Consider the following 26,159-nt stretch of genomic DNA (forward strand, 5'->3'; position numbering starts at 1 on the left):
CTGCTTCAAGGGCCGGGACTGTTACGCACTCCCGGCATACCGCTGCGCCATCAACTGCTCGAAGTTCTCCAGCGGCACTGGCCGGCTGAACAGATAACCCTGCCACAGGTTGCAGCCGTGCTGCGCCAGGAACTCGCGCTGGGCAGTGGTCTCCACGCCCTCGGCGATGACGTCGATGCCCAGGCTCTGCGCCATGCCGATGATGGTCTGCACGATGAGCGCGTCGGTATGCTGGATGCCGATGTTGCGCACAAAACTCTGGTCGATCTTGAGCTGATCGAGCGGCAGCCGCGTGAGGTAAGACAGCGAGGACTGCCCGGTGCCGAAGTCGTCCATCGAAAAGCCCACGCCCAGTGCACGCAGCGCGTTCATGCGGGCAATGGTGTGCTGCACGTTGTCCAGCGCCATGCTCTCTGTCAGCTCCAGCTTGAGGCGGTCGGCGCGGGCGCCGGTTTCGCTGAGCACGGCAAACACCTGGTCCACGAAGTCGCCCTGGCGGAACTGGCGCGCGCTCACGTTCACGGCCAGTTGCAGGCGGCTGCGGGCGGGGTCGTCCTGCCACTGGCGCAGCTGCAGGCAGGCGGTGCGCAGCACCCACAGGCCGATGGCCAGGATCTGCCCGGTCTCTTCGGCAAGGGGAATGAACTCGCCGGGCATGACCAGGCCACGCTCGGGGTGCTGCCAGCGGATCAGCACCTCGGCACCGATGGCCCGCTCGCCCTGCCCCACCTGCACCTGGTAGTACAGGCGAAACTGCTCTTCGGCCAGGGCGGCGCGCAGGTCGTTCTCCATCGCGGCGCGGGCGGTGACTGCGGCCTGCATGCGCGGGTCGAAAAAGCGCACGGCGTTGCGCCCTGCCGTCTTGGCGGCGTACATGGCCAGGTCGGCGCGCTTCATGAGCTCGTCCACCGACTGGCTCTGCCCGCTGAACAGCACGGCGCCGATGCTGGGCGTGCTGTGCACGTGGTGCAGGGCCAGCTGGTAGGGCTGGTTCAGCGCGGCGAGCACCTTGGTGCCCACCGTCTGGGTGTGCTCTGCCGCCTCGGTGGGCTCGCTGCTCATGCCCTTGAGCAGCAGAAGGAACTCGTCGCCGCCCAGGCGCGCCACGGTGTCGCCCTCGCGCACGCAGGCTTTGAGGCGCTGGGCCACCTGCTGCAGCAGCACGTCGCCCATGTCGTGGCCCAGGGTGTCGTTGAGGTTCTTGAAGTGGTCCAGGTCCAGGCACAGCAGCGCACCGTACTGGCCCGAGCGGGCGCTGCTGGCAAAGGCCTGCTGCAGCCGGTCCATCATCAGGCGCCGGTTGGGCAGCAGGGTGAGCGGGTCGTAGAAGGCCAGGTGCTCGATCTCCTTGGCGGCGGCCGCCTTCTGCGTGATGTCGCTCAGCGAGGCCACGTAGTGCGTGAGCCGCCCCTGGGCGTCCTTGACCGCCGTGATGCCCATCTGGTGCAGGTTCACCTGCCCGTCCTTGCAGCGGTTCCAGATCTCGCCGCTCCACTCGCCCACGCTGTCCAGGGTCCGGCGCAGGCCGGCAAAAAAGGCCTCGTCGTGCTGACCCGACGCGAGAAAGCTGGCGCGCCGGCCCACGGCATCGGCACTGTCGTAGCCGGTGATCTTGGTAAAGGCGCGGTTGGTGCGCAGGATCACGGTGTCGGCATCGGTGACCAGCATTCCCTCTTGCGACTCGAAGGCGATGGCGGCAATGCGCAACTCTCGCTCGGCATTCTTGCGCTCGGTGATGTTGTTGCCGATGCCCCGGTAGCCCAGGAAATTGCCGTCCGCATCGAACATCGGCGTGCCGCTCACCGAGACCCACTCCACCGCACCGCCCGTGGAGCGGCGCGGGTACTCGAAATCGCGGAACTCGCGGTGCTCGCGCAGGGTCAGTTCGTGCTGCTCCCAGTCCACCGCAATGCCATCCGACGCAGCGACCCCGCCGCCGTCGTCGGTAGCCACCTCGTGGCGGGTCTTGCCCACATGCCACTGGGGGCCCGGCAGCGTGCGCCTGGCGGCCTCGCCCTCCAGGGTCACGAAACGCAGTTGCGCGTCCTGCTCCCAGTACCAGTCCGAGGACAGCATGGTGAGCGTGCGAAACCGCGCCTCGTTGTCTTCCAGCTGGCGTCGCACGCTGTACGATTCGGTGACGTCGCTGAACACCAGCACCACCCCGGTGATCTCGCCTGCGGCATTGCGGATCGGGGCCGCGCTGTCGGCGATCTGGTACTCGGTGCCGCCCCGGGCGATCAGCGTGGTGTGGTTGGACAGCTCCACCACCTGGCCGCTGCCCATGACCAGTTGCACCGGGTCCTTCGATGGCTCGCGGGTGCGCGCATTGACGATGCGAAACACGTCCGCCAGCGGCCGCCCCCGCGCCTCGCGCAGGGGCCAGCCGGTCATCTGCTCGGCCACGCCGTTCATGCGCACCACCTGCCCCGCGGCGTCGGTGGCCACCACTGCGTCGCCGATGGAGTCCAGGGTGATGGCCAGGTTCTCCTCGCTCTGGCGCAGTTCGCCCTCGGCCTGCTGGCGGGCCTGGGCCATGTGGTTGAAGCGCTGCGCCAACTGGGCCAGTTCGCGAAAGCCCGTCTCGGGCACCGCAGCCACCTGCTGGCCCTGGGCGAGCTGGTCGGTGGCCCGCAGCAGCCGTGCCAGCGGCTTGCCCACGCCGCGGCGCACCCCTTCATGCGCCAGCACGAACGAGGCCAGCAGGCCCAGCAGCAAAAAGCCGATGTCGCGCCACATCTGACGCGCGACCTGGGCATACAGCGCATCGAGCGGCACCGACAGGCGCATGCTGGCCACCGGTCTGCCCTGGGATTCGAGCAGGGGCCGCGCCACCTCGATGTAGCGGGCACCGTTTTCGGTCTCCAGCAGGCTGGCACCGCCGCGCAGGGCCTGTGCGCCAGCGCCCGGCTGGGGCAGGTCGGGCTGGGTGCCAAGTTCCTGCGCATCGGGCGGAAAGCGCGCGATCACCCGGCCATCGGGGCCGAGCACGCGGGCCACGGCCCCCTGGGGCAGGCCCAGTTCGTGCAGGCGGCGGCTCCACCAGTCGAGCGACACCACGGCCACCGCAGCGCCCAACACGGCGCGGGTCTCGGGGTCGATCAGCGGCTGCGCAAAGCTCACGCTGGCCAGGCCGACCGCCGCGTCCACCTGGAAGCTGCCTACCGAAAACTCGCGCGCCACGATGGCCCGCAGGAAGTAGGGCTGGTCGGTCAGGTTCACCGGCGCCCTGGGCGGCACGGCGCTGCAGCGCAGATCGCCATCGGCGCGGGGCAGGCCGATGTTGATATAGGTGGCGTTGAGCGCCAGCACCTCCGCCAAGTAGTGCGAGCAATCGGGGGCATCGAGCTGCTGCGCCCGGCGGGTCGTGGCCAGTTGCTGCAAAAAGGTGCGCGTGGTGTCGATCAGGCTCTGCTGGCTGTAGGCCAGGGTGCGGGTGATCAGCAACGCATTTTCGCGCGCCGCGGCCACCGACTCCTCGCGGTTGGCCTTTGCCTGGTAGGCCACCAGCACCAGGGCGGGCAGCGTGGCCACCAGGATCAGCAGCCGTATCCTGGCGGACAGGGAGCCCGTAGCCAACGGCGGCAAAGCACGCATGGGGCCTTTCGCGAAAGAGGAAGGATGGGCAGGCGGCCAGCCAGCGGCGGCCGCAAAAACATCTGGATACATCGTAACCGCTGGCGCGGTGTGCGCGGCGAGCTTGCGGGTAAACCATGCGACAAGCGGGCGCCTGCGGAACTCCTCAGCCAAAGGTCTTATCATTGTCCTATGCGTCGCGGCCCCCTGTTCTATCTGCTGATGGTGGTGCTGGTCTTTCGGGGCCTGGTGGGCACCGCCATGGCCGCAGGGATGCTGCCCATGCAGCATGGGCCGGCGGCGATAGCGCCGGCTGCGGTTGCAGACCACCATGGCCAGCACGGCCACGCATCCGCAACCGATGCAGCCCACACCGCAGACCATGGCAGCACGCATGGTGGCGGGCATGGCGGCACCGATGCGGGTGCGCTGGCCTGCGACGGCAGCGCGCCCACCAGCACTGGCTGCGCCACGCACAGCCAGCACGCCAACTGCACGGCCTGCGAGATCTGCCACACGGCCCTGATGGAGCCACCGGCCATGCCGGCGGCGCCCCTGCCTCTGGCTGCCGGCGCCGCCCCTGCGGCCGCCACCCCGTTTGACAGCGCCACCGCCGCGCTGGCCATCAAGCCGCCCATAGCCTGAGGCTGCCCCCCCAGGGCCTGTTCCGGCCCGTGCGGGAGCGCCTGGCAAACCACTGCCCACCACAGCGGCGCCCCTTGCGCGCCGTTGTCCTGGCGCATGGGCTTGCACTTCGCCCCCCTGCCTGAACTGCGCCCGCCCCGAGCCCGCCCGCCCCTGCACGCTCAAACAGCCCCGGTATCCCGATATCCGATACCGCGCGCACACCGCAGGCCACGGCGCCGTTCCCTTCCCGTTTCTTCTGGAGACCGCACCATGCGCGACCTCTTACCCGTTCTTCGCTGGCCCTTGCTGCGCCCTTTGGGGTGGCTGGCCTTGTTGCTGCCCGCCATGGCAGGGGCACAGCCGCCTGCTGCGGTCGACCCGGCCCCCGCGGCAGTGCCACAGGCCCCCCACGCTCCGCTGGCCTACACCCCCATGCAGCCGCAGCCCGGCGTTGATGCCCCCTTGGCCGACTGGCGTGCGGCCCACCGGGCCGTGGCCGCCTTCCCGCGCGGCCACGCCGACATCGTGCGCTGGGAGGCCGGCCGGGGCGCGGCCCCGGCGGCCCACCACCAGGGCCACCAGCCATGAGCGCGACCGCACGCACGCTCCCGCGCTGGTCTGCCCTGGCCCTGGCCGCCTGGCTCACCGGCTGCGCCAGCGTGTCGCCCGATGGCCTGCGCGGCGACGTGCAGGCCCTTACCCAGGGCCGCACCGGCATCGCCGATGCCACCCTGCCCGCCGCCGACCCGGCCGCGCGCGACAAGGCACGCCAGGCCATCGACGGCTGGCTAGCCCAGCCGCTCACGCAGGACGCGGCCGTGCGCATCGCCCTGCTGCACAACCCCGGCCTGCAGGCCCGCTTGGCCGCGCTGGGCGTGGCCGACGCCGAGCGCGTGCAGGCCATCACCCTGCCCAACCCGCAGTTCTCGATCGCGCGGCTGGCCAACAGCCATGAGCGCGAGATCGAGCGCACGCTGGCCTTCAGCCTGCTGGACCTGGTCACCTTGCCCTGGCGCATGGAGCGCCAGGCCGAGCGCATGCAGGTGGCCACGCTGCAGGCCGCGCAGGAGGTGGTGGCCCTGGCCGCCGACACGCGCCGCGCCTGGCTGCGCGCCGTGGCGGCCGAGCAGGTGGCCGCCACGCACGAGCGCATGGTCGAAGCCGCCGAGGCCGGTGCCGAACTGGCCCGGCGCATGGCCCGCGTGGGCAACTTCAACCGCCTGCAGCATGCGCGCGAACAGGCCGTGCTGCAGGAAGCGAATGCCCAGCGTGCCCGCGCCCGCCTGGCTGCCGCCACCGCGCGCGAGCAGCTCAGCCGCAGCATGGGCCTGTGGGGGGCGCAGACGGGCTACACCCTCGCCGAACAGTTGCCGTCCCTGCCCGCCACGGCGCTGCCTGCCGATGGGATCGAGGCCACCGCGCTGCGCGAGCGCCTGGACGTGCAGGCCGCGCGCCGCCAGCTCGACACCGAGGCACGCCAGCAGGGCTGGGCCCGCGCCGGCGCCGTGTTCGGCGACCTGGGCCTGGCCTACAGCCGCAACACCACGACCGAGCGCGAGAGCAGCCACCGCGAGACCACGCGCGGCTGGGAGCTGGATGTGCCGCTGCCCCTGTTCGACTGGGGCGGCGCCGCGCGCACCCGTGCCCAGGCGCGCGTGGAGCAGAGCGCCGCCACGCTGCAGGACACCGCCGTGCGCGCCCGCAGCGAGGTGCGCAGCGCCTGGCTCACCTACCGCACGGCGCTTGACCTGGCACGCCAGCAGCGCGATGAGGTGGTGCCGCTGCGCCAGCTCATCGCGGGCGAAACCACGCTGCGCTACAACGGCATGCTCGCCAGCGTGTGGGAGCTGCTGGCCGAGGCGCGCGCCAGCACGCAATCGGTGGCCGGCGCCATCGAGGCGCAGCGCGACTTCTGGCTGGCCGAGACCGATCTGCAACTGGCCCTCACGGGCACCTCACCGGGCGCCCTGCAGGGCCTCGCCTCCGGCGCCACCGCCGCATCCACCCCACAAGGCCACTGACATGCAAAGACGCCATTTCTTCACGGCAGGCGCCGCCACGGCCGTGGCCACCGCCGCCGTCAGCCGCGTGGCCCTGGCTGCGCTGCCCGAGCCCGCCCTGCAGGCCAGCGCCGACACCGCGCCGCCGCTGCACCCGCCCACCGGCAGGCCCTACAACCCCGTGGTCACACTGAACGGCTGGACCGCGCCCTGGCGCATGAACGCCGGGGTCAAGGAGTTCCACCTGGTGGCCGAGCCCGTGGTGCGCGAGGTCGCGCCGGGCTTTGTGGTCAACATGTGGGGCTACAACGGGCAAAGCCCCGGCCCCACCATCGAGGTGGTCGAGGGCGACCGCGTGCGCATCTTCGTCACCAACCGCCTGCCCGAGCACACCTCCGTGCACTGGCACGGGCAGCGCCTGCCCAATGGCATGGACGGCATCGCCGGGTTGAACCAGCCGGCCATCCAGCCGGGCAAGACCTTCGTCTACGAGTTCGTGGCACGGCGCCCCGGCACCTTCATGTACCACCCGCATGCAGACGAAATGGTGCAGATGGCCATGGGCATGATGGGTCTGTGGATCACCCACCCCAAGGCCGCGCACCCGCACATCGCCACGGTGCAGCGCGACTACGCCTTTTTGCTCAACGCCTTCGACGTGGAGCCCGGCGCGCGCACGCCCAAGGTCAACACCATGCTGGACCACAACATCTGGTGCTGGAACAGCCGGGTCTTCCCGGCCATCAGCCCGCTGGTGGCGCGCCAGGGCGAGCGCGTGCGCATCCGCGTGGGCAATCTCACCATGACCAACCACCCCATCCACATCCACGGCCACGAGTTCGAGGTGACCGGCACCGACGGCGGCCCCGTGCCCAAGGGCGCGCGCTGGCCCGAGGTGACCACCGACGTGGCCGTGGGCCAGATGCGCCAGGTGGAGTTCATCGCCGACGAGCCCGGGGACTGGGCCTTTCACTGCCACAAGAGCCACCACACCATGGGCGCCATGGGGCACGACGTGCCCACCATGATCGGCGTGGACCACAAGGGCCTGGTCGGCAAGATCCAGAAGATCGTGCCCGACTACATGGTGATGGGCGAGCGCGGCATGGCCGACATGGGCGCCATGGAGATGCCGCTGCCCGACAACACCTTCCCCATGATGACCGGTACCGGCCCCTACGGCCCTCTGGAGATGGGCGGCATGTTCACCACCTTCAAAGTGCGTGCCAACCAGGCCGCGGGCGACTACCGCGACCCCGGCCACTACGCCCAGCCGCCCGGCACCCAGGCCTATGAATGGCAGGGCACACCCGCTGCCACGCCCGCCCCGCCGCGCACCACCCCACCGGGCACCGCGCCCGGGGCCGCCAGCGCACGCAAGCCCGCTGCGACCGGCGGCCCCCACCAGCATTGACCCCACCCAAGGACACACCATGAACACCATCCGACCATTGAACCGCCTTGCCCTGCACCTCGTCGCCACCGCCGCCCTGCTGGCCGGCACCGGCGCCGCCTGGGCCCACGGCAATGCGCCCCACGCGCCAGTGCCCAAGGCCGCCCTGCCCGCCGAGCAGCAGGACTGGGGCATTGCCGGCAGTGCCAAGGCCGTGCAGCGCACCATCACGCTGCGCATGGGCGACGACATGCGCTTTGCGCCCGCCCACATCGAGGTGCGCGAAGGCGAGACCGTGCGCCTGGTGGTGCACAACCAGGGCCAGCTGCTGCACGAGATCGTGCTCGGCACCCAGGCCACGCTGGCGCAGCACGCCGAGATGATGGCAAAGCACCCCGGCATGGAACACGACGAGCCCTACATGGCCCATGTGGCCGCCGGCAAGCGCGGCCAGATCGTCTGGCAGTTCAACCGTGCGGGCCGCTTCGACTTCGCCTGCCTGATCCCCGGCCACTACCAGGCCGGCATGGTCGGCACCATCAATGTGCTGCCCCGCAAGGGCTGACTCCCGACAAGAAAGCCCATCCCATGACAAACGTACCAACCACCCCCCGCACCCGCCGCGCCTGGCTGACCGCCACCCTGCCCCTGCTGGCCGCAGGTGCCCTGCCTTTTGCTGTGAATGCTGCAGCACCCACCCCAGTGGAAGTCTGGAAAGACCCGAACTGCGGCTGCTGCCAGGACTGGGTGGACCACATGCAGGCCAACGGCTTTGCGGTGAAGGTGCACGACACCGGCAACAACGCCGTGCGCGCCCGCCTGGGCCTGCCGCAAAAACTGGGCTCATGCCACACGGCCCTGGTCGGCGGCTACCTGGTCGAGGGCCATGTGCCCGCCAGCGACGTTCGCACGCTGCTGCGGCAAAAGCCCGATGCGCTGGGCCTGGCTGTGCCGGGCATGCCCATCGGCTCACCCGGCATGGACGGCCCCGCCTATGGCGGCCGCAAGGACAGCTATGCCGTGCTGCTGGTTGCACGCAACGGCAGCACCCGCGTTTTCAAGAACTACCCAGGCAACAAGAAGGAATCGACATGATCCACCACACCACCCACCCACTGCGCATCGCCCTGCTCGCCACCACACTGCTTTTCAGCGCGGCAACCGCCTTCGCCGGCGACGACCATGACCATGGCGAAGACCACGGCAGCCACGCGGCGCCCGCCGCGGCCCAGGCGACCAATGCCCCTGCTGCCGCCACACCGGAGCTCAGCGAAGGCGAGGTCGTGCGCTGGGACGCCGCCAGCGCCAAGGTCACGCTGCGCCACGGCCCCATCCGCAACCTGGACATGCCGCCCATGACCATGGTGTTCCGCATCACCGACCCGGCCCAGGCCGCGCAGGTCAAGGCGGGGGCCAAGGTGCGCTTTCGCGCCGAACAGCAGGCCGGCGCCTATGTGGTGACGCGCATCGAGCCGGTGGCGAACTGAGAGCACACCGCCTTACGACAGAGAACTCACTCCTCCGGCGCCAGCTCCAGCACCTCGCGAAAGCGCTGCGCCTGCAGCATCTCCTGCGCATCGCGCCCCTGCCCCACGAATACCCGCACACCCGCCAGGCCCGTGCCTACGAACTGCGGCAGGATGGGCAGCGGCACCGACTGGCTTTGCCCGGCAAGCGGCGCGTTGCTGGCCGCAGCGGGCACCGGCGAGCGCAGCAGGCTCCACTGGCCCTGCTCGTCCAGCTGCATCCAGGTGCGCAGGTCTGCAGTGGCAAAGACGTAGAGGTTGGTGGCGCCGCTGCCCGCACCACCATCACCGGCACCGAACACGTCCGCGTTGAACGACAGCGTGCGCAGGTTGCCCGCCAGGCGCGTCTTGACACGGAATGGCGGACGGCTTGCCGCAGGCACATTGGGTGTTGCCGGGTCGAGATCCAGGTCGCCTGTGCCGGCCTCGTTGCTGACGGGAATGGGCTCTGCGGTATTGGCATGGATACCTGCGCCCAGTTGCCCGTAGCGGCCCTGGCCCCAGGCCCAGACGGTGCCGTCGGCAAGGCGGAAATGAACAGTTCCGTTGCGTTTTCCGCGCGCCAACCCCAGTGTCTGCTCATCCGCGCCGATGGACAGCTCCCTGATCGGCGCATGCAGCCGCAACTGCTGGCCGAGATGCTCGTTGAAGAATTTGCCGTAGCACTGCGCAGAGCCATCTTCCAGGACCGCGCAGAAGCTCAGGTCATGGGTGCGGATGGCAGTGGCCTTCTGCCCCAGGGGCAGCAGCATGGGGGTGTTGACAGTGCGCTCGACGAATGGAAGGGCCGCGCCATCCTGGCCGGCGATTCCATAAAAAGTGCGGTCACCCCAGAACCACACTCCGCCCGAGGCGTCCAGCGCATACGACGCCTTGGCGCTCACATCTCCGATAGAGGCCACCTGCACGATGGAGGGTGGCAGGCCCAGCACCTTGCGCGGAAGCGCCTGCCAGGCAAAGAACTCCGCCATGCCAATCCCGGGTGGGGGTCGGGCAATGCCTGCACCGCTGCCGATGGTCCACACGGACCCGTCGACTCCGAGGATTGCACCGTAGTCATAGCTGCCTACTGCGGCATCCCTCGCCAGCGGCATGCCGGTGGATCGGCTCACCATGGCCGCCTGGTAGGCATTGCCGGGCCGGCTTTCACTGCCCCAGCCGTTGGAGCTCCAGACGCTTCCCGAGGCATCCACCGCAAGCCATTGGTCCAACCCGACAGCCAGCTTCACGACCGGTGCAGGCAATGGAAAGTGGGTGGGCGTCTGCGAATAGCGCCCCATGTCGAAGTACCTGGCCAGGTCGAACACGGCAGCGCCCAGGCCCCAGGCAAAAATTCTTCCATCGTTGAGCAGCGCATAGCTGCCTGTGGGCTGCGCATGCACGCTCGCGGCGCCCGCAGGCAAGGCCACGCGCCCCGGACTGGACAGGCCACTGATCTCGCTTGCCGGTGTGGCCAGATGCCCGCTGGTATTGGAGCCCATGCCGTAGAGCTTGCCATCGCGTGTGATGTACAAAAGGCCCGGGCGCAGATAGATCCCCTCGCTGGCATAGCCACTCGCATCGATCACATCGGTGGCGACGCGTCGCAAAGTCAGGCGCACGCCGGGAGCTTCCCCTTCAATCACGTCTTTCCATTGCCAGAGATCGCCACCAGAGGTCAGCCCCAGCATGCTCCAGCTGCCCGCAATGGTGCGCTGGATATCCACGCCAGCGCGCACCAGATCCGGATGGATCCGCAGCATGTACGAAAAGCCGCTACTGTCCTTCGATGTCTGGACAGGCGGGCAAAAGGTTTTTGGCGGCGGCGGCACATCCAACTGGCTGGGAAAGTTGGGCTCGGTCCCCCATTTCCAAAATTTTCCATCCCGGTCCAGGCCATACACCAGGGAACTCGGGAACCTCGGCTGCTGGTACAGAGGTGTTGCGCGGTTGGACGGATTGGCGACGATGACGATGTCCCTGAGCGGGGGCAGATCTGCCATGGCCACAGGCCCTGTGAATGAAGGCGAGCCAGCACAGGCGACCCCCTCGCCCCAAGACCACACTTTGCCCTGGTCGTCCAGCGCAATGGTGGTTTTACCGCCCTGCTGAATCTGCGTGAGCCGCGCAGGCACCTGCGCTGCGCGCTCGGGCGCCGTGGCGTCCACACCGGAGGGCAGCGGCCCCCACCACCAGGGCTGACCATCCTTGTCGATCAGAAACGAGGGCAGGTATTCATCGCCATTGGTGATGGCGGTAGCCCCCCTGAAAATCACCTTGGGTGTACTTCGATCCGCGAGCGTGCCATCGCCCAACTGCCCTTTGCGGTTGGTGCCCCAGCTCCATACGTTGCCTTCGGCATCGAGGACCAGCGCTCCGGCCGCACTGGCACGAACGGCAACGGCCCTGGACGGCAGCCCGATCTCGCGCGCAACATCGGCATACACGGTTTTGCCAAAACCCAGCTGGGCTTGGCGGTTGTCGCCCCAGGCCAGCACGCTGCCGTCAGCCTGCAGTGCAAGCCCGTGGCGCGAACCCGTTGCAATGCTCTGCGCCTGCACGGCGCCCGATGAACCCAGGCCAGCCAGCAGCGCGGGCAACAGACAGGCCAAAGCCTGACGCCAGGGTGGTGTCGTTGTCATGGTGATCCTTCCTCTCTTGTTTTATCGCCCCATTGTGGTGCTCCGCTGTCGCAAGAGAGGTGATACCCGTCACGTTTAAACGACCTCAAAGCACACTGTTACATCGGGGCCGAAAACAGGTCGACTGCTGGACCTGCTGACCGCGCTTTTCCACCGCCCATAATCACAGGCCATGACGACCCCAACGACAACCACTTTCACCTCTTCCGGCACCCACGCCAACCACGACGCCGGCAGCATCACCCGTGTCCCCGGCATCGAGGTCGGCCACTTCACCGACACGCGCCGGCCCACGGGCTGCACCGTGATACTGGCGCGCGAAGGCGCAGTCGGTGGCGTGGACGTGCGCGGCGCCGCGCCCGGCACGCGCGAGACGGACCTGCTCGACCCATCGAATCTGGTGGAAAAGGTGCACGGCATCATGCTGGCGGGCGGCAGCTCGTGGGGGCTGGATGCCGCCAGCGGCGCGGTGCGCTGGCTGGAAGAGCGCGGCATCGGCTTCGACGTGGTGGTGGGCCGCCTGCCCCTGGTGCCCAGCGCCGTGCTGTTCGACCTGCTGGTGGGCGACATGCGCGTTCGCCCCGATGCAGCGGCGGGCTACGCAGCGTGCGAGGCCGCCTCGCGCGCCGACCCGGCCGAGGGCAATGTGGGCGCGGGCACGGGCGCGGCCGTGGGCAAGATCTTCGGCATCCACAACGCGATGAAGGGCGGCATCGGCACGGCATCGGTCACCGTGGATGGCGTCACCGTGGGTGCGCTGATCGCATGCAACGCCCTGGGCGATGTGATCGACCCCGACACGGCGCAGGTGATCGCCGGCGCCCGCACCGACGATGGCCGCCAGCTGCGCGACACGCGCCGCGCCCTGCTGCGCGGCGAGGCGCCCAAGCCGCTGCTGGCAGGCACCAACACCACCATCGGCGTGATCGCGACCGATGCCACCATCACCAAGGTGCAGGCCCACCGCCTGGCCGTGGCCGCGCACGACGGCCTGGCGCGCAGCATCAACCCGGTGCACACCATGTCCGATGGGGACACGCTCTTCACCCTGGGCACGGGCGTCTCGGGCAAGAACCCGGGGATGATGGTGCTGTCGACCATGGCGGCCGAGGCCACGGCGATTGCCACGGCGCGGGCCGTGCGCGCGGCGCGGTCGATCACGACGGCGGAGGGGCTGTACCTGCCTTGCGCCGGCGATCTGGCCTGAACTGGCCGCCGACTCCCGGCGCTGTGAAATCCCTCAGGGGGCCGATGCCCGGAATGCCTTGCGGTAACGCCGCAGGTTCCTGGCCTTGGGCCCCGTGGGATATTGCGTCAGTTCCATGGTGCAGCCCACCTTGGCAAGTGCTGCAATCAGCTCGGCGGGGAATCTATCGGACTGGACAATGACGCTGCGCATGGCGATACCAAAGTCCACGCATGCGACCTCCACACCTTTGACGGTGCGCATGGCCTGCAACGCCTGGTCGTGGTCATTGAGGAAGCGGATCGCATCCGCCTGTTGCAACTCCAGCTCTTCGAACTCCGCATCGCTGATCTGCAAAACCACCCCCGAGGTGCGAGCCAATCTGCTGTTCGGCCTGGAACTCAAAGGCTCACCCCGCCGCCATGCATTGATGGGCTCCACAGGACTCAGCGCAAGCAATTGCGCCACGTCCGCGTCAGGTCCATTGAAAGAAAGAATGCAGCCCATGTGCCTCCCGCTTGCTCACACCACTTCAATCCGGTTGCGCCCATTCTTCTTGGCCGCATACAGCCGCTGGTCCACGGCATCAATGAAGTCCGCAGGCTTGACATAGCCGCCCGGCATGGCGGTGCCCACTCCGATGCTCAGGTCGGACAAGTCCATGGTCATTGCTCCCTGTCGATTCTTCACACCAATTGCTCAGCTTACCGCCACCGGGCGGCTGTGCACGGTCGCAATCCCATTCCAGTACCAGTAGAAAAACCCGCCCTCCGTCTGCAGCAGCGTGTGCGTGGTAATGCTGTTCTGATGAATGTCGCCCCAGCAGGCGCGGGCCGAGTTGCGGTTGTTGTGCAGGTCGATCACCGCCGCCGGGTCGCTGCTGGCCGGCTTGGGCGGCACGTAGAGCGCGCTGCCGCGCGGCACCCACAGGTCGGCCAGGCGTATCTTGCCCAGCGCCGGCCAGTAGCGGCCCACCGAGATCACCAGTGGCTGGGTGGGGTCGGTGGAGGCGAACACATGCGGAAAATCATGGTGCTCCAGGTCGGTACAGACCACGCTGAGCAGGGCATTGCCGGTACCCTGGTACGGTGACCAGTGGCCGGCGAAGACGCCGTATTCGTATTCGACCTGCTGCAGCGCGGTGACCGGGCTCTCGATCTGCACGGCCTGCCCCGGCTCCACCAGCGTCATGCCAAACGCCGCCGCCATGCTGCGCGTGGCCCACAGCGGCGCAAACTCCACCTGCTCGGCCGCAAACCCCAGCTGCGTTTCCACGCCCCAGGGCGGCGTGGGCTTTACGCCCAGCACGTCGGCCACCAGGTACTCGTGGCCCACTGCCAGGGCCGGGTGGGTGGCGGCGGGTGTGAGCGGCGTGACATCGGCGGGCGGATCGGCCAGGTAGACCGGCATGCCGCCGTCGTTGTAGAAGAACGGGGTCTTGGCGGTGTCGACCCGGGTCTCGTAGATGTCCTTGATGAACAGCGGGGCGTCGAGGTGGGGTCCGGGCATCGGGGTGTTCCTTCTTTTCATTTGCGGTGCTTTTGTCCAGCGGTTTCTGGTTGCAAGAGCAGTGCCCCTCTCCAGGCGCGGCCCTGCCTTGGCACTATAGCGGCGCCGGATGACTGCCCTGGGTCGTCGAGCCCATGGCCATCCGCCAACACCGTGTTCCGCAGTAAGGCTCTGTGGTAGCGCAGTTCCTGCTGCTGGGCGCGACGATGGCGGTGCCCCCTGGGCCTGCGGTTGGGGGCGCAGGAGTGATAGCCGCTACGGCGGCTTCACAGCCCGGTGCTCATCAAGGCTCCGTGCCTTCAGTGACCCGGCGGTAGGTAATCTCGCGGCCCTCGCGGTTGTCTCTGCCCGTGAAATCCGTGCGGGTCAGCGACGTGAGCTGGTAGGTGGCGTAGCGGATGCCACCGCCTGAGAACTGGCGGCCGGCTTGTTGAAGATAGCGGCGCTTGAAATTGGTGCCGTCATAAGTCCATTCGCCGCTGTAATGCTCGCTTTGCGTGGTGCCATCCGGCGCCACGACCTTCGCGTGTTCGCTGAATTTTCCGTCTTGGCCCAGGGCAACGACCATACGCATCTTGGACCCCTCAAACTCGGCCTCGCGCAGCCAAGTGCCGACCATGCGGCCCCGGGTTTCCTCGACGCGGGCACTGTGCGCGTCGTCACAGCCAGACAGCACAAGGGGCAGGAACAGCGCAGCGGCGAGCAGGGGCTTCTTCATACGCGCAGCATCATAGACAGATCGATGCGCCTGCCCCCGCGCCCAGCCCGGTTCAACGACCGAGCTTCGCCCGGAGCCTATCGAGCCCTTTGCGGGCCAGTTCACCCGTGCGCTGCGCCCCTTGCTGGACTTGTTCGGCTGTGGGCAACGCGTCCTGCGCTGCGCGGGTGGCGCTGCGCAGGGTTTCGGCCGCCTGGCCTGTCAGCTCACCGCCGCGCTTCTTCAATTCCTCCACCTGCTGGGCGCTTGGCATCTGGTCCTTGGTCCAACTGGCGGCCTTGCCCACGGCGCCCGCAATCTGTCCGGGCAGTTCGGTTCCACGCATTCTGAGTTCCTCCATCTGCTGCACGGTTGGCAGCTGTTCCTTGGTCCATGTGGCCGCCTTGCCGGCCGCACCGGCGACCTGGCCACCGTAGTGGCCCGCATGCTCCCTGGCCCGGGTCCAGGCCTTGGCCACGTCGCCGGGCGGCGGGGTCTGCAGGGTCTGCTGCACCTGGGCCAGCAATTGCTGCTCGGGCTCGGCCAGCGCTGCCCCGCCGGCCTGTAGCATCTGCGCCAGAAAGCTCCCCATCTCGGCCGCAATGACCTGGTGGTTGCAGTCCGGGTTGGCATGCAGAAAGGCGGCCAGTTCGCGCGCCAGCTCTTGGGGCGGGGCATCGGCCAGGCCGGGCTCGATGGCGGCCATGGCCTGTGCGACAAAACGATCATCCAGCCCCCACTCGTCCACCAGGTGCGCGGCCAGGAAGGCGTGACGCGGCGGTGGCACCACGCCATCGGCCCCTGCCGCCAGCCGCAGCGACAGCGGCGCGATCAGGTCGAACAGCGCCAGCCCCAGCGTGTCCAGTGGCGTGTTGAGGCAGCGGGGAATCTCGATGACCCGGCTGCCCTTGGAGTGGCCCAGCCAGCGGTACATGCCATAGCAGACACCACCCGAGGCCAGCGCAGCAAAGGCCACCCAGCCCACGGGCGTGGCAGCTGCGCCCACGCCCAGCGCCCCCATCAGGCCCGAGGGCGCAAAGAACGCCGACGCCACCAGGCCGGACTTGGCGACAGCCGCTCCGGCGCCGGCTGCGCCCAGCACGTCCCAGAGCTCGCGGCCCCGGTTCACCATGCGCAACGAGGCATAGGCGTTCTCGCCGATGGCCAGCTTGGCCTTGAAGCGCAGTGGCTCGGCCACGACGCGCTCGACACCGTCCAGGCCGGTCATGGCCTGTTGTTGCTCTTGCTGCAGCAGCAGCGAAGCGTTGGGTTCTTCAGCCTTGGCCATCTCGCTCACACTGCAACTCCCTTGGTTGGTGGATGGGTCATTGCCTTGGATGATCGCATGGGGGCTGGCAAAAACCCAATCCAGTTTCCATGACAAGCCGCAGGGGCATGGCCCCTGCGCCATCACCCACCAAAATCGAGCTGCAGGTACCTGGGCGCCAGCGCCTGCAAAAACGAGCGCGCATCGCCCAGTTGCCCCGCCGACAAGGCCCCGGTGAGCCCTCCGCGCGCTGCCAGAATGCGCCCCACCGCCTGCGCGGCCAGGGGGCCGGTGATGGCGTAGATGTCCTGCCCGCTGGCGCTGGCGCGGCGCTCTTCACCGCCCCGGCGCACCACCACCTCGACCAGGAAGCGCTGGGCCGATCTGCCTGAGGCATCCACCGCCACGGGCGCGGGCGTATCGGCAGCGCGCAGCTCGGTGAGCGGGGTCTCGTTCATCCAGGCGGGCACGTCGGGCACGCGGATGTGGTGGGCGATGGTGACGGCATCGGCGCTGGAAAAGCCCACCACGCCCTGCTCGCCAAACGGCGCGGCAAAGGCCCAGGTCTTGCGCGGGGCCACGGCGGGTGGCGCCTGGAACTGGCCGTTGGCATACACGACGTGGCGGCCGGCGTTGCGCTGGCCGGTCTTGCGCGTGCCCTCGGTGGGGTGCCAGCTGTCCAGGGCGATATGCAGCTCGACGGCATCGGCGTCGGGCCAGTCACCGAGGACGCTGGTGGCCAGCAGGTCGCCCAGCGCGCCGTAGAAGGCCACGGCGGGCGCGGCGCAGATGCCGGCGACGGTGAAGCGCTCGCCCCACTGCCCGAAGACCTCGCGCGCCGTGGGCTGCTCGGCCGACACGTCCACATAGTGCACGCGGGCCTGCACGGCGGCCTGCAGCAGCTGGGGCGCGCTGTCGGCAAAGGGGCCGGCGCAGTTCACGACCAGCGCACTTTCGGCCAGCAAAGCCGTGAGGGCGGCGGCATCGCCGTCGAGCGCCTGCACGCGCAGCTGGTCCGCCGGCGCATCGGGGAAGGCAGCCTGCAGCTTGCCCAGGTCGCGCCCGGCGAGCAGCACGGCGTGGCCCTGTTCGCGCAGGGCCTGCACCACGAAGCGGCCAGTGTGCCCGGCGGCGCCGTAGACCAGCACCGGGCGGGATGCAGCGGAAGAAGACGAAGAGGAAGCGGTGGAGGTGTTTTCGATCACGATACAGACCTGTACGTTTTTTTGAAGGTGGCGCGATGCTACATACAGGTCTGTATTGTGTCAACCCGGGATATGGGACAATGCCGGCATGAGCCCTACCGCCGCCCGCAAGACCACCAGCGCAGCCCATTCAGACCCGGGGGCGCTCACCACCGCGAACATGCCGCCCATGGGAGACGTACAGCAGCGCATTCTCGACACGGCCTGCCAGCTGTTCTATGCCGAGGGCGTGCGCGCCGTGGGGATCGACCTGGTCATCGAACGCGCGCAGATCGCCAAGACCAGCCTGTACCGCTACTACCGCACCAAGGACGACCTGGTCGCCGCCTTTCTGGAGCGCGAAGACCGGGAGTTCTGGCAGCAGTGGGACGGAGCCGTTGCACCGCACGCACCCGATGCCGCCGCCGAGCTCGACGCCCTGCTCGCCTGGGTGGGCGAGCGCGTGGCGCGCCCCGGTTACCGCGGCTGCCCGCAGCTCAACGTGGCGGCGGAGTTTGCCGACCCGGCCCACCCGGCCCGCGCCATATCGGCCGCGCACCGGCTGGAGCAGCGCAAACGCCTGGCTGCGCTGTGCAAGCGCATGGGGCTGAAAAAGCCCGAGGTCACGGCATCACAGCTCTCGCTGCTGATCGACGGGGCCTTCAGCAGTGGCTCGTTGCTGCTGGGCGACAGCGCGGGCAAGGTGCTGCGCGCTGCGGGGCGCGCGCTGGTCGAAGCGGCGGGCTGAGGGCCCTGCCCTGCGAACCTACTGCCCGAAACCACCGCAAGGGAGTTTTTGCCACAGTGGCAATCACCCGCTTGTTACCAGCCCGACGATGGACAAGAATGGACCAGGCACTTGGCCGCCACAGGACACTCCCCCATGCTCAAGCGCATCAGTATCCAGCACCTTACCTTGGGTATGTATGTGCACGATTTCTGCGGCTCCTGGATGGACCACCCGTTCTGGCGGGCCAAGTTCGTCTTGAAGGAGCCCAAGGACCTGGCGCGCATCAAGGCCGCGTCCATCGAAGAGGTCTGGATCGACACGTCCAAGGGGTTGGACGTGGCGGCCGGTGTGCGCTCCGTCTCGCGCGAGGAGGCGGATTTTCAGGTGGAGACCGATTTCGGCATGCTCGACAAGCTGCCGCCCCTGCAGGTCGACCCGCCGTCTCCACCTTCACCGCCCCCGGCACCCCGGCGCGCAAGTGGCCGGGCTGCCGCCAGCATGCACAGCGAGTTGCAGGCGGCCGCATCGATCTGCGGAGAAGCCAGGCAGGCCATGGTCTCGATGTTCAGCGAGGCGCGCATGGGCAAGGCGGTCAATTCGGAGAACGCCCGCAGCCTGGTCGAAGAGATCTCGGACTCGGTCACCCGCAACCCGGGCGCGCTGATCAGCCTGGCCCGCCTGAAGACGGCAGACGACTACACCTACATGCATTCGGTGGCGGTGTGTGCGCTGATGGTGGCGCTGGCCAAGCAGATCAACCTGAATGAAGAGCACACGCGCGTGGCCGGCATGGCGGGGCTGCTGCATGACCTGGGCAAGGCGGCCATTCCGCTGGCAGTGCTCAACAAGCCGGGCAAGCTGACGGATGCGGAGTTTGCCGTGGTGCAGAGCCACCCCGTGCAGGGCTATCTCATGCTGCAGGAGGGCGGCAGTGTGGAGGCTGCGGTGCTCGATGCCTGCCGCCACCACCATGAAAAGATGGATGGCTCCGGCTACCCCGACAAGCTCAAGGGCGAGCAGATCACCCTGATCGCGCGCATGACGGCCGTCTGCGATGTGTACGACGCCATCACCTCCGACCGCCCCTACAAGCGCGGCTGGGATCCGGCCGAATCGCTGCGCCGCATGGCCGAGTGGACCAAAGGGCACTTCGATCCCCGGCTGTTCCAGGCGTTTGTGAAGAGCATCGGCATCTACCCCGTGGGCTCGCTGGTGCGGCTGACCTCCGGGCGCATCGGCGTGGTGACCGAGCAGGGCCAGCAGTCGCTGACCTCGCCCAAGGTCAAGGTGTTCTTCTCGACCAAGTCGGACCTGCGCATTCCGCCCGCAACCATCGATCTGGCCGAGCCGGGTTGCACCGAGAAGATCGTGGCGCGCGAGGACCCGGACCAATGGAAGTTTCCGGACCTCAACGAGCTGTGGTCGGGCTTTTCCGGGAAGGCCTGGTAGCTGGCCCTGGCGATCCGGCAAAGGACGCGAGGCCACGGCCGCCCTCAAGCAAAGCACTCACAGACGGTCACAGCGCATTGAGCGGTATGCGCAGGTAGGCCACGCCGTTGTCGTCCTTGGGCGGCAGGTCGCCGGCGCGGATGTTGACCTGCACCGAAGGCAGGATCAGCACCGGCATCTCCAGCGTGGCGTCGCGCCGGGTGCGCATGGCGGCAAATTCATCCTCGCCCACGCCGTCGTGCACGTGGATGTTGTGCGCGCGCTGCGTGGCCACCGTGGTCTGCCAGGCGGGCGCGCGGCCGGCGGGCGGGTAGTCGTGGCACATGAACAGGCGCGTGTCGGGCGGCAGGGCCAGCAGCCGGCGGATGGACTGGTACAGCGTGTGCGCATTGCCGCCCGGAAAGTCGCAGCGCGCCGTGCCCACGTCGGGCATGAACAGGGTGTCGCCCACGAACACGGCATCGCCCACCTGGTAGGCCATGCAGGCCGGGGTGTGGCCCGGTACCGCCAGGGCCTGCGCCTGCAGGCTGCCGATGCGAAACGACTCGCCATCGGCTAACAGGTGGTCGAACTGCGCACCGTCGGCATGAAAGCCCGGCTCCAGGTGGAAGATGCCCTTGAACACCTTCTGCACCTGGGTGATGGCGGCGCCAATGGCGATCTGCCCGCCCAGCACGTCGCGCAGGTGGTGCGCGGCCGTGAGGTGGTCCGCATGGGCATGGGTTTCCAGAATCCACTGCACGCTGAGCTGCTGCGCGCGCACGAAGTCGACCACCTTGCCGGCCGACGCGGTGCGCGTGCGGCCGGCCTTGGGATCGTAGTCGAGCACCGGGTCGACAATGGCGCAATGCCCACCCGGGTGGTCGAAGACCACATAGGTCACCGTCCAGGTGGCGGGGTCGAAGAAGGCTTGAACCTGGGGTTGGGGCTGGTCGTGCGGTTGCATGGTGTGTGTCCTTGCGCCATCAATTAAGATGTTTATAGTTTATTGACAGATATTTTGTTTGTCAATAAACTACCGACCACGACATTGATCCACCTCACCGCAACCCGCAACCTATGGAGCACCCATGCAGGCCGAAGCCACTACTACCCCCATGGACCTGGAAAGCCTGCGCCGCTCGGCCGACAGCGCTTGCCGGCTGATGAAGGCGCTGTCCAACCCCGACCGGCTGCTGCTGCTGTGCCAGCTCACCGAGGGAGAAAAGCGCGTGGGCGAGCTGGAGGCGTTGGTGGGCATCACCCAGCCCACCCTGTCGCAGCAACTGGGTGTGCTGCGCGACGAAGGGCTGGTCACCACCCGCCGCGACGGCAAGCACATCTACTACCAGATCGCCAGCCCCCAGGCGCTGGCCGTCATGCAGACCCTGTTCGAACAATTCTGTGCACCCACGGAGGCACCCCATGCAGATTGACTGGAACCACTTCACCCCCTGGGCCGCGCTCGCAGGCGGCCTCATCCTGGGCCTGGCGGCTGCCGCCTTCGTGCTGTTGCATGGCCGCATCCTGGGCATCAGCGGCATCCTGGGCGGACTGCTGCACCCACGCAGCCAGGATGTTGCGTGGCGCGTCGCCTTCGTGCTGGGCATGCTGGCCGCCGCCCTGCTCTACCGCCTGGCGGTGGGCGCCAGCGAGGTGCGCATCGACGCCGGCTGGGGCATGGTGGTGCTTGCAGGCCTGCTGGTGGGCGTGGGCACGCGCTATGGCTCGGGCTGCACCAGCGGCCACGGGGTGTGCGGGCTCTCGCGCCTGTCGCCGCGCTCGCTGGTGGCCACGCTGGCCTTCATGGGCGCGGGCTTTGCCACCGTCTACCTCATCCGCCACGTGCTGGCCTGATCACAGAAGGATCGATCCATGAAGCTCCAACGCATTTCCGAATTCGGCATCGGCCTGGTCTTTGGCCTGGGCCTCATCATCTCGGGCATGACCGACCCCAGCAAGGTGCTCGGCTTTCTTGACCTGGCCGGCCTGTGGGACCCCTCGCTCGCCTTTGTGATGGGTAGCGCCATCCTGGTGGGCGTGTTCGCCTTCGCCGTGGCCCGCAAACGCACCACCAGCGTGCTGGGCGGCGCCATGCAACTGCCCACTGCACGCCACATCGACCGGCGCCTGGTGCTGGGCAGCCTGCTGTTCGGTGCCGGCTGGGGCATCGCGGGCTTTTGCCCCGGGCCGGCCATCGTGTCGCTGGGGGCAGGCGAGCCCAAGGCCGTTGTATTCGTGCTGGCCATGCTGGCAGGCATGGGCGCCTTTGAATGGCTGGAGGGGCGCAGGCGGGCGCGCAGCGCACCCCAGGCGGCCTGAGCGGGCTTGACCGCCATGACCACCAGCCCCTGGCTTGCCGCCATCGCCACCCTGGGCATCATTGCCGCATACGAAGGCTGGCTGGCCATTGCGCAGCGGCTGGCCCCCGGGCGGCTGGCACGCACGGCCCACGCCTCGTTGCGCGAAGACTGGTTTGCCGCCATTTCGGCGCAGCCGGGCTCCGAAATCCTGGCCGTGCAGACGCTGCGCAACTCGCTGATGTCGGCCACCATGACGGCGTCCACCGCCGTGCTGGGCCTCATGGGTGCGCTGTCGCTCACCGCGCCTACGCTGCATGCCACGCTGGGCGAGGCCGCCGCCGCCACTGCGGACTGGCCCCATGTCACGCCCCGGCTGGCCATGGAATTGGTACTGCTGTGCTTGTTGTTCGCGTCGCTCGTCGCATCGGTGATGGCCGTGCGCTATTACAACCATGCGGGCTTCATCGGCGGCATGCCCGTGGGCGCACCCCAGCGCCAGCGCTGGGCCGCCGCCGGCAGCGCCTATGTGCGCAAGGCCGGCCTGCTCTACAGCTGGGGCCTGCGGCAGCTGATGCTGCTGGTGCCGGTAGTGGCCTTTTTGCTGCACCCGCTGGCGGGCGTGGCGGGGGCGCTGCTGGTGGCGGCGGCGTTGCTGCACTTCGACCGGTTTTCTGCGGGGGAGTGAGAGGCGGGTACTACGAGGGCAAGACGCGCGCTGGCCCTGGGGCGGGCTCCACCGGCCACCCATGCCATGGGCGCCACATCAAACCGACGCGGGCGCTCTTTCGCGCCGCTGCGCCCCCCAGGCTGCACCGCTCTCAGTTCTTGCCCCACCCCGGCAGCGCCGCCGCCTGCCGTATCCACGTCACCATCTGCGCCTCGTCCAGCCCACCCTCATGGAGGTTGACCCAGCGCGCATCCTCGCCCGTGCCGCCGGCCGGGGCGGGGTTCAGCGATGCGCCCTTGAAGAAGCTCACCTTGATGAACTTGGCGAACACGTGGTAGCCCAGGAACCAGCCCTGCCCCGCGATGCCGTAGAACGGCGAGTTCCAGCGCACGGCCTTGGTCACCTGGGGCACGTTGGACTCGACCAGCGCGTCGAGCCGGGCGCACAGGGTGCGCCGCCAGTCATCGGGGATTGCGGCGATATAGGCCTGCACGGGCGCATCGCCGTCGGCCTTGGCGATCTGCGGGTTGTCGCCCGACAGAAGCCCGGGTTTGGCGGCTGGCTTGGCCGGTGTGGCGGAGGGCGGCTTCTTGGCGGGCGCAGTTCTTTTGGCGGGCGCTGCGGCTTTCTTGGCCACGGCAGCGGGCTTCCTGGCCGGAGCTGCCACGCTCCTGGTTGCCGCAGGTGCGGGCTTGGCCAGGGCTGCGGTCTTCTTCGTGGGGGTGGGGGCTGTCGCGGGCGCCTTGGTGGGCGCTTTTGCTTTTGGAGGTAGGGACTTCGCCGCTGCTGCTTTGCGCGCAGGCGGCTTCGTCTCTGGCTTGCTGTTGGCCATGGTGTTCACTCCCTGTGAATGGCAGGTCAGCCACCCCAATGGGTGATTGCCTGCCTATAAAAAGAGTGCGAAGGGTAACAGCCCTCGGTGAAGTTGCGCCAGCCCCCGTCTGCCTGGCGCAGCAAACGGTGATGGGTGATGGCAGGTAGCGGCAGTGGGCGCGCGGTGACGGTGCGGGTGGGCTCGCCCGGATTCAGCCCATCGGCGCAGCGGGGCCGGCATGGTCCATGTCAGGCCGGCGCCAGGGGTCCACGTGCGTCATCAGGTTGAGCACGCGGTGGCGCTGCAGTACACGCAGGCGGGCCTGTACGGCGATGTCGTGGCCCGCTTCGACGCTGATGGCGGCATCGACCTCCAGGTGGGCGTCGACCACGATCAGGTCGCCCATCTTGCGTGTCCGCAGGTCGTGCACGCCCTGCACGCCAGGCGTCTGCGCCAGTGTCTGGCGAATGGCGGCAACCTCGGTCTCGTCTGCAGATCGGTCCATCAGGTCATGCAAGGCGTCCCAGCCAAAACTCCACCCCATACGCGACACCATGAAGCCGACGATAAGGGCTGCAATGGGGTCCAGGATAGGGTAGCCGGCCAGGTTGCCGATGATGCCCAGGCCCACCACCAGCGAAGAGGCGGCGTCCGAGCGTGCATGCCATGCATTGGCCACCAGCATGCTCGACTTGACCCGCTTGGCCACCGCCAGCATGTAGCGAAACAGCAGCTCCTTGGCCACCAGCGCACCGCCCGCAGCCCACAGTGCGACGATGTGGACCTGCGCCACGGTCTCGGGCGACTCCAACTTGCGAAATGCGGACCACAGCATGCCAACGCCCACCGCCAGCAGCAGCCCACCCAGTACCAACGACGCTGCTGTCTCGAAGCGCTGGTGGCCGTAGGGGTGGTCTTCGTCGGCGTCTTTCCTGGCGTGGTGGCCGGCCAGCAGCACGACGAAGTCGGACACCAGATCCGACAGCGAATGGATGCCATCTGCCACCAGGCCCTGCGATTGGGACAGGATGCCGATGGACACCTGCGCCACCGTCAGGCAGATGTTGACACCCACGCTGACCCAGGTGCTGCGCGAGCCCGCTGCCGCCCGCTCGGCCGCAGTGTGCTGCGTGTCCTCGGACTCGTCAGGGAAATTGCCGCCCTGAATCATGTCACCACCGTTGACTGAGCCCGGCGGCGGCCGGCGAGCGTACTCGCAAGAAACGGTGAGCCTGCGCACCTGACGGCATTCCGGGCGAGTAGGGGTGCGTTGGTAGCGAGGGGGATGTTCATGGGTCCTTCCTGAGGGGAACTGGCTGGCCTGCACCATGGCGATCGCGCTGCGGCAGGGGCGTTCACGGCAGCCGCGTCCCGTCCGTTCGGCCCCAGGGGAGCATGCGCCGCAAGGTGTTGTCGCGGATCAGGTAGTGATGGAAGAGCGCCGCTGCGGCATGCACCCCTATCAGCGCGTAGCCGACGGAGCCGAATGCCTCATGGATATCCTCCGCCCAGTCGGCAAGCGACCTGTTTTCAGCCACCAGCTGCGGCAGCTGCATGCCGAAGAACGGGATGCTTTTGCCTTGCGCACTCAACGCCAGCCAGCCCAGCAAGGGCATGCCGAACATCAAGCCGTACAGCGCGAAATGCGCCAGCCGGGCCAGCCGGTGCTGCCACCGGGCCGGCTCGGGCTGGATGCGGGGCACGGTGCTGGTGAGGGCCACCGCCAGCCTGAGCATCGCCAGCAACAGCACCGACAGGCCCAGCATGAAGTGCCAGGTCTTCATGTCCTGGCGCAAGCCGCTGCCTTTGGGGAAGAATCCGCGCAGCTCGATGCTGGCATACACCGCCGCGATGAGCAGCAGCATCGCCCAGTGCAGCGCCATCGACAGCGCACCGTAGTGGTGTTTGGTGTTGCGCCAGTTCATGGCATACCAGGGACAGAGGTTGGATCGGTGTTCATGCGGGGGCCTTGTCGTTGAATGAAGCATCTGCCAACGCGAGGGCCTGCGTCCGTACGGCGGCGCACGTCCCGCGGCCTGTGGGCCAGTACAACAGAGACCAACCCGCACGGGCTTGATCCAAGACAACATCGCCTATCGGGTCGGGGGTATGCATGCGCTGGCCAGCCAGGGGCCGCGCACCCGCCCAGGCCAGCGCGCAATGGGCTGGCCTGGACAGAGATGGTGTGAACGTGTGATGCAAGCGGGCAGTGGCTACGGGAGACAGATCACTGCATGCTGCGGCCTGCGCCTTAAGGGCGTCTTATAAAGACAGGTTGGCACACGGCCCTGAGGCGCTCAGGCCCGCGTGCAACGGGGCGCCAGCACTGGCCCCGGCCCGTATCACACCACCTCGTTCAGATAGATCAGGTGCAGCGGCCGATCAAGCAGCTCATCGAAGCGCTTTGCAAACGCTTGGAAGTACGGCGTGGCGATATGTTCATCTAGTGCCGCCTGGTCGGTGAACGACTCGCGCATGTAGAAGGTGCCGGGTGCATCGGCCTGCTCGAACAGGGTGTAGTCGATACACCCGGGCTCCTCGCGCGTGAGGGGCACCAGCGCCTTCAGAGCGGCGCGCAGCTGGTCATGCTGCCCAGGCCGGGCCTGCAGAACGGCCAACATGACCAAGGGT

At 68.2% G+C, this 26,159-nt stretch carries 27 protein-coding genes; 14 read left to right on the forward strand and 13 right to left on the reverse strand.

What is annotated here, in order from left to right:
• Positions 1–21: 21 nt before the first annotated feature.
• Complete coding sequence (locus ACSQ9E_RS13640; protein WP_436218101.1) at positions 22–3,597, reverse strand: bifunctional diguanylate cyclase/phosphodiesterase; 3,576 nt, start codon at positions 3,595–3,597, stop codon at positions 22–24.
• 171 nt (positions 3,598–3,768) lie between these two features.
• On the opposite strand from ACSQ9E_RS13640, the gene ACSQ9E_RS13645 reads away from it, so the two are divergent.
• The 7 genes from ACSQ9E_RS13645 (at position 3,769) to ACSQ9E_RS13675 (ending at position 9,083) form a co-directional block, all read left to right on the forward strand.
• On the forward strand, positions 3,769–4,221 hold the full coding sequence (locus ACSQ9E_RS13645) for a hypothetical protein (protein ID WP_436218102.1): 453 nt from the start codon (positions 3,769–3,771) through the stop codon (positions 4,219–4,221).
• Positions 4,222–4,473: 252 nt separating this feature from the next.
• Positions 4,474–4,791, forward strand: a complete 318-nt coding sequence (locus ACSQ9E_RS13650) for a hypothetical protein (RefSeq protein ID WP_428000964.1) — start codon at positions 4,474–4,476, stop codon at positions 4,789–4,791.
• A complete protein-coding gene (locus ACSQ9E_RS13655) occupies positions 4,788–6,224 on the forward strand; it encodes a TolC family protein (protein WP_436218103.1) in 1,437 nt (478 codons plus the stop codon). Before ACSQ9E_RS13650 ends, ACSQ9E_RS13655 begins: the two co-directional genes overlap by 4 nt.
• A 1-nt stretch (position 6,225) precedes the next feature.
• Positions 6,226–7,617 carry a multicopper oxidase family protein gene (locus tag ACSQ9E_RS13660; RefSeq protein ID WP_436218104.1) on the forward strand — a complete coding sequence of 464 codons (1,392 nt, stop codon included), beginning with the start codon at positions 6,226–6,228 and terminating at the stop codon, positions 7,615–7,617.
• Positions 7,618–7,636: 19 nt separating this feature from the next.
• A complete protein-coding gene (locus tag ACSQ9E_RS13665) occupies positions 7,637–8,161 on the forward strand; it encodes a cupredoxin domain-containing protein (RefSeq protein WP_436218105.1) in 525 nt (174 codons plus the stop codon).
• A gap of 23 nt (positions 8,162–8,184) precedes the next feature.
• Positions 8,185–8,691, forward strand: coding sequence for a DUF411 domain-containing protein (locus ACSQ9E_RS13670; RefSeq protein ID WP_436218106.1), 507 nt, complete (start codon positions 8,185–8,187; stop codon positions 8,689–8,691).
• Entirely contained in the window at positions 8,688–9,083 is a 396-nt protein-coding gene (locus ACSQ9E_RS13675; RefSeq protein WP_436218107.1) for a copper-binding protein, read from the forward strand. Before ACSQ9E_RS13670 ends, ACSQ9E_RS13675 begins: the two co-directional genes overlap by 4 nt.
• A 26-nt stretch (positions 9,084–9,109) precedes the next feature.
• Here ACSQ9E_RS13675 and ACSQ9E_RS13680 read toward each other — a convergent pair whose 3' ends face one another.
• Positions 9,110–11,743, reverse strand: a complete 2,634-nt coding sequence (locus ACSQ9E_RS13680) for an RCC1 domain-containing protein (protein WP_436218108.1) — start codon at positions 11,741–11,743, stop codon at positions 9,110–9,112.
• Positions 11,744–11,915: 172 nt separating this feature from the next.
• Between ACSQ9E_RS13680 and ACSQ9E_RS13685 the strand changes: the two genes are divergently transcribed.
• Complete coding sequence (locus tag ACSQ9E_RS13685; protein WP_436218109.1) at positions 11,916–12,950, forward strand: P1 family peptidase; 1,035 nt, start codon at positions 11,916–11,918, stop codon at positions 12,948–12,950.
• Between the two features lie 33 nt (positions 12,951–12,983).
• On the opposite strand, the gene ACSQ9E_RS13690 is transcribed toward ACSQ9E_RS13685, so the two are convergent.
• From ACSQ9E_RS13690 to ACSQ9E_RS13715, 6 genes are all read right to left on the reverse strand, one after another.
• Entirely contained in the window at positions 12,984–13,436 is a 453-nt protein-coding gene (locus tag ACSQ9E_RS13690; RefSeq protein ID WP_436218110.1) for a hypothetical protein, read from the reverse strand.
• A gap of 15 nt (positions 13,437–13,451) precedes the next feature.
• On the reverse strand, positions 13,452–13,592 hold the full coding sequence (locus tag ACSQ9E_RS13695) for a GGDEF domain-containing protein (RefSeq protein ID WP_235514753.1): 141 nt from the start codon (positions 13,590–13,592) through the stop codon (positions 13,452–13,454).
• Between the two features lie 36 nt (positions 13,593–13,628).
• Positions 13,629–14,438 (reverse strand): hypothetical protein, encoded by an 810-nt coding sequence (locus ACSQ9E_RS13700; RefSeq protein ID WP_436218111.1) that lies wholly within the window; start codon positions 14,436–14,438, stop codon positions 13,629–13,631.
• A 283-nt stretch (positions 14,439–14,721) separates the two neighbouring features.
• Positions 14,722–15,156: a hypothetical protein gene (locus ACSQ9E_RS13705; protein WP_057269364.1), complete on the reverse strand. Its 435-nt coding sequence runs from the start codon at positions 15,154–15,156 to the stop codon at positions 14,722–14,724.
• Between the two features lie 52 nt (positions 15,157–15,208).
• Entirely contained in the window at positions 15,209–16,423 is a 1,215-nt protein-coding gene (locus ACSQ9E_RS13710) for a hypothetical protein (RefSeq protein ID WP_436220220.1), read from the reverse strand.
• A gap of 122 nt (positions 16,424–16,545) precedes the next feature.
• The gene (locus ACSQ9E_RS13715) at positions 16,546–17,607 is read right to left on the reverse strand and encodes a saccharopine dehydrogenase NADP-binding domain-containing protein (RefSeq protein WP_436218112.1); all 1,062 of its coding nucleotides are present in this window, start codon (positions 17,605–17,607) and stop codon (positions 16,546–16,548) included.
• 88 nt (positions 17,608–17,695) lie between these two features.
• Between ACSQ9E_RS13715 and ACSQ9E_RS13720 the strand changes: the two genes are divergently transcribed.
• Together ACSQ9E_RS13720 and ACSQ9E_RS13725 are read left to right on the forward strand one after the other, a co-directional pair.
• Positions 17,696–18,334, forward strand: coding sequence for a TetR/AcrR family transcriptional regulator (locus ACSQ9E_RS13720; RefSeq protein WP_082604350.1), 639 nt, complete (start codon positions 17,696–17,698; stop codon positions 18,332–18,334).
• A gap of 135 nt (positions 18,335–18,469) precedes the next feature.
• A complete protein-coding gene (locus tag ACSQ9E_RS13725; RefSeq protein ID WP_436218113.1) occupies positions 18,470–19,765 on the forward strand; it encodes an HD-GYP domain-containing protein in 1,296 nt (431 codons plus the stop codon).
• A 67-nt stretch (positions 19,766–19,832) separates the two neighbouring features.
• Here ACSQ9E_RS13725 and ACSQ9E_RS13730 read toward each other — a convergent pair whose 3' ends face one another.
• Positions 19,833–20,711 (reverse strand): MBL fold metallo-hydrolase, encoded by an 879-nt coding sequence (locus ACSQ9E_RS13730; protein WP_436218114.1) that lies wholly within the window; start codon positions 20,709–20,711, stop codon positions 19,833–19,835.
• A gap of 124 nt (positions 20,712–20,835) precedes the next feature.
• Between ACSQ9E_RS13730 and ACSQ9E_RS13735 the strand changes: the two genes are divergently transcribed.
• Genes ACSQ9E_RS13735 through ACSQ9E_RS13750 form a run of 4 tightly spaced genes read left to right on the forward strand, consistent with a single transcriptional unit; the run spans position 20,836 to position 22,732 of the window.
• On the forward strand, positions 20,836–21,180 hold the full coding sequence (locus tag ACSQ9E_RS13735; protein WP_057269360.1) for an ArsR/SmtB family transcription factor: 345 nt from the start codon (positions 20,836–20,838) through the stop codon (positions 21,178–21,180).
• Positions 21,170–21,601 (forward strand): YeeE/YedE family protein, encoded by a 432-nt coding sequence (locus ACSQ9E_RS13740; RefSeq protein ID WP_436218115.1) that lies wholly within the window; start codon positions 21,170–21,172, stop codon positions 21,599–21,601. The genes ACSQ9E_RS13735 and ACSQ9E_RS13740 overlap by 11 nt, the downstream gene beginning before the upstream one ends.
• Before the next feature lie 18 nt (positions 21,602–21,619).
• A complete protein-coding gene (locus ACSQ9E_RS13745; RefSeq protein WP_057204547.1) occupies positions 21,620–22,066 on the forward strand; it encodes a DUF6691 family protein in 447 nt (148 codons plus the stop codon).
• Between the two features lie 15 nt (positions 22,067–22,081).
• On the forward strand, positions 22,082–22,732 hold the full coding sequence (locus ACSQ9E_RS13750; protein ID WP_057204545.1) for a DUF599 domain-containing protein: 651 nt from the start codon (positions 22,082–22,084) through the stop codon (positions 22,730–22,732).
• Positions 22,733–22,865: 133 nt separating this feature from the next.
• Here ACSQ9E_RS13750 and ACSQ9E_RS13755 read toward each other — a convergent pair whose 3' ends face one another.
• The 4 genes from ACSQ9E_RS13755 to ACSQ9E_RS13770 form a co-directional block, all read right to left on the reverse strand.
• A complete protein-coding gene (locus ACSQ9E_RS13755; protein WP_436218116.1) occupies positions 22,866–23,546 on the reverse strand; it encodes a DUF1801 domain-containing protein in 681 nt (226 codons plus the stop codon).
• 193 nt (positions 23,547–23,739) lie between these two features.
• The gene (locus ACSQ9E_RS13760) at positions 23,740–24,699 is read right to left on the reverse strand and encodes a cation diffusion facilitator family transporter (RefSeq protein ID WP_436178202.1); all 960 of its coding nucleotides are present in this window, start codon (positions 24,697–24,699) and stop codon (positions 23,740–23,742) included.
• 184 nt (positions 24,700–24,883) lie between these two features.
• The gene (locus ACSQ9E_RS13765; RefSeq protein WP_057269356.1) at positions 24,884–25,453 is read right to left on the reverse strand and encodes a cytochrome b; all 570 of its coding nucleotides are present in this window, start codon (positions 25,451–25,453) and stop codon (positions 24,884–24,886) included.
• Positions 25,454–25,870: 417 nt separating this feature from the next.
• Positions 25,871–26,149 carry a putative quinol monooxygenase gene (locus ACSQ9E_RS13770; protein WP_436218117.1) on the reverse strand — a complete coding sequence of 93 codons (279 nt, stop codon included), beginning with the start codon at positions 26,147–26,149 and terminating at the stop codon, positions 25,871–25,873.
• Positions 26,150–26,159 lie beyond the last annotated feature (10 nt).

It is taken from the genome of Acidovorax sp. LjRoot118, from assembly GCF_964253575.1.
Taxonomy (GTDB): Bacteria; Pseudomonadota; Gammaproteobacteria; order Burkholderiales; family Burkholderiaceae_C; genus Acidovorax.

Excerpts from the sequence above, each read along its gene's own strand:
- ACSQ9E_RS13640 (WP_436218101.1), bottom strand. The coding sequence starts at position 3,597 with ATGCGTGCTTTGCCGCCGTTGGCTACGGGCTCCCTGTCCGCCAGGATA.
- ACSQ9E_RS13645 (WP_436218102.1), top strand. The coding sequence starts at position 3,769 with ATGCGTCGCGGCCCCCTGTTCTATCTGCTGATGGTGGTGCTGGTCTTT.
- ACSQ9E_RS13650 (WP_428000964.1), top strand. The coding sequence starts at position 4,474 with ATGCGCGACCTCTTACCCGTTCTTCGCTGGCCCTTGCTGCGCCCTTTG.
- ACSQ9E_RS13655 (WP_436218103.1), top strand. The coding sequence starts at position 4,788 with ATGAGCGCGACCGCACGCACGCTCCCGCGCTGGTCTGCCCTGGCCCTG.
- ACSQ9E_RS13660 (WP_436218104.1), top strand. The coding sequence starts at position 6,226 with ATGCAAAGACGCCATTTCTTCACGGCAGGCGCCGCCACGGCCGTGGCC.
- ACSQ9E_RS13665 (WP_436218105.1), top strand. The coding sequence starts at position 7,637 with ATGAACACCATCCGACCATTGAACCGCCTTGCCCTGCACCTCGTCGCC.
- ACSQ9E_RS13670 (WP_436218106.1), top strand. The coding sequence starts at position 8,185 with ATGACAAACGTACCAACCACCCCCCGCACCCGCCGCGCCTGGCTGACC.
- ACSQ9E_RS13675 (WP_436218107.1), top strand. The coding sequence starts at position 8,688 with ATGATCCACCACACCACCCACCCACTGCGCATCGCCCTGCTCGCCACC.
- ACSQ9E_RS13680 (WP_436218108.1), bottom strand. The coding sequence starts at position 11,743 with ATGACAACGACACCACCCTGGCGTCAGGCTTTGGCCTGTCTGTTGCCC.
- ACSQ9E_RS13685 (WP_436218109.1), top strand. The coding sequence starts at position 11,916 with ATGACGACCCCAACGACAACCACTTTCACCTCTTCCGGCACCCACGCC.
- ACSQ9E_RS13690 (WP_436218110.1), bottom strand. The coding sequence starts at position 13,436 with ATGGGCTGCATTCTTTCTTTCAATGGACCTGACGCGGACGTGGCGCAA.
- ACSQ9E_RS13695 (WP_235514753.1), bottom strand. The coding sequence starts at position 13,592 with ATGGACTTGTCCGACCTGAGCATCGGAGTGGGCACCGCCATGCCGGGC.
- ACSQ9E_RS13700 (WP_436218111.1), bottom strand. The coding sequence starts at position 14,438 with ATGCCCGGACCCCACCTCGACGCCCCGCTGTTCATCAAGGACATCTAC.
- ACSQ9E_RS13705 (WP_057269364.1), bottom strand. The coding sequence starts at position 15,156 with ATGAAGAAGCCCCTGCTCGCCGCTGCGCTGTTCCTGCCCCTTGTGCTG.
- ACSQ9E_RS13710 (WP_436220220.1), bottom strand. The coding sequence starts at position 16,423 with ATGGCCAAGGCTGAAGAACCCAACGCTTCGCTGCTGCTGCAGCAAGAG.
- ACSQ9E_RS13720 (WP_082604350.1), top strand. The coding sequence starts at position 17,696 with ATGAGCCCTACCGCCGCCCGCAAGACCACCAGCGCAGCCCATTCAGAC.
- ACSQ9E_RS13725 (WP_436218113.1), top strand. The coding sequence starts at position 18,470 with ATGCTCAAGCGCATCAGTATCCAGCACCTTACCTTGGGTATGTATGTG.
- ACSQ9E_RS13730 (WP_436218114.1), bottom strand. The coding sequence starts at position 20,711 with ATGCAACCGCACGACCAGCCCCAACCCCAGGTTCAAGCCTTCTTCGAC.
- ACSQ9E_RS13735 (WP_057269360.1), top strand. The coding sequence starts at position 20,836 with ATGCAGGCCGAAGCCACTACTACCCCCATGGACCTGGAAAGCCTGCGC.
- ACSQ9E_RS13740 (WP_436218115.1), top strand. The coding sequence starts at position 21,170 with ATGCAGATTGACTGGAACCACTTCACCCCCTGGGCCGCGCTCGCAGGC.
- ACSQ9E_RS13745 (WP_057204547.1), top strand. The coding sequence starts at position 21,620 with ATGAAGCTCCAACGCATTTCCGAATTCGGCATCGGCCTGGTCTTTGGC.
- ACSQ9E_RS13750 (WP_057204545.1), top strand. The coding sequence starts at position 22,082 with ATGACCACCAGCCCCTGGCTTGCCGCCATCGCCACCCTGGGCATCATT.
- ACSQ9E_RS13755 (WP_436218116.1), bottom strand. The coding sequence starts at position 23,546 with ATGGCCAACAGCAAGCCAGAGACGAAGCCGCCTGCGCGCAAAGCAGCA.
- ACSQ9E_RS13760 (WP_436178202.1), bottom strand. The coding sequence starts at position 24,699 with ATGATTCAGGGCGGCAATTTCCCTGACGAGTCCGAGGACACGCAGCAC.
- ACSQ9E_RS13765 (WP_057269356.1), bottom strand. The coding sequence starts at position 25,453 with ATGAACTGGCGCAACACCAAACACCACTACGGTGCGCTGTCGATGGCG.
- ACSQ9E_RS13770 (WP_436218117.1), bottom strand. The coding sequence starts at position 26,149 with ATGTTGGCCGTTCTGCAGGCCCGGCCTGGGCAGCATGACCAGCTGCGC.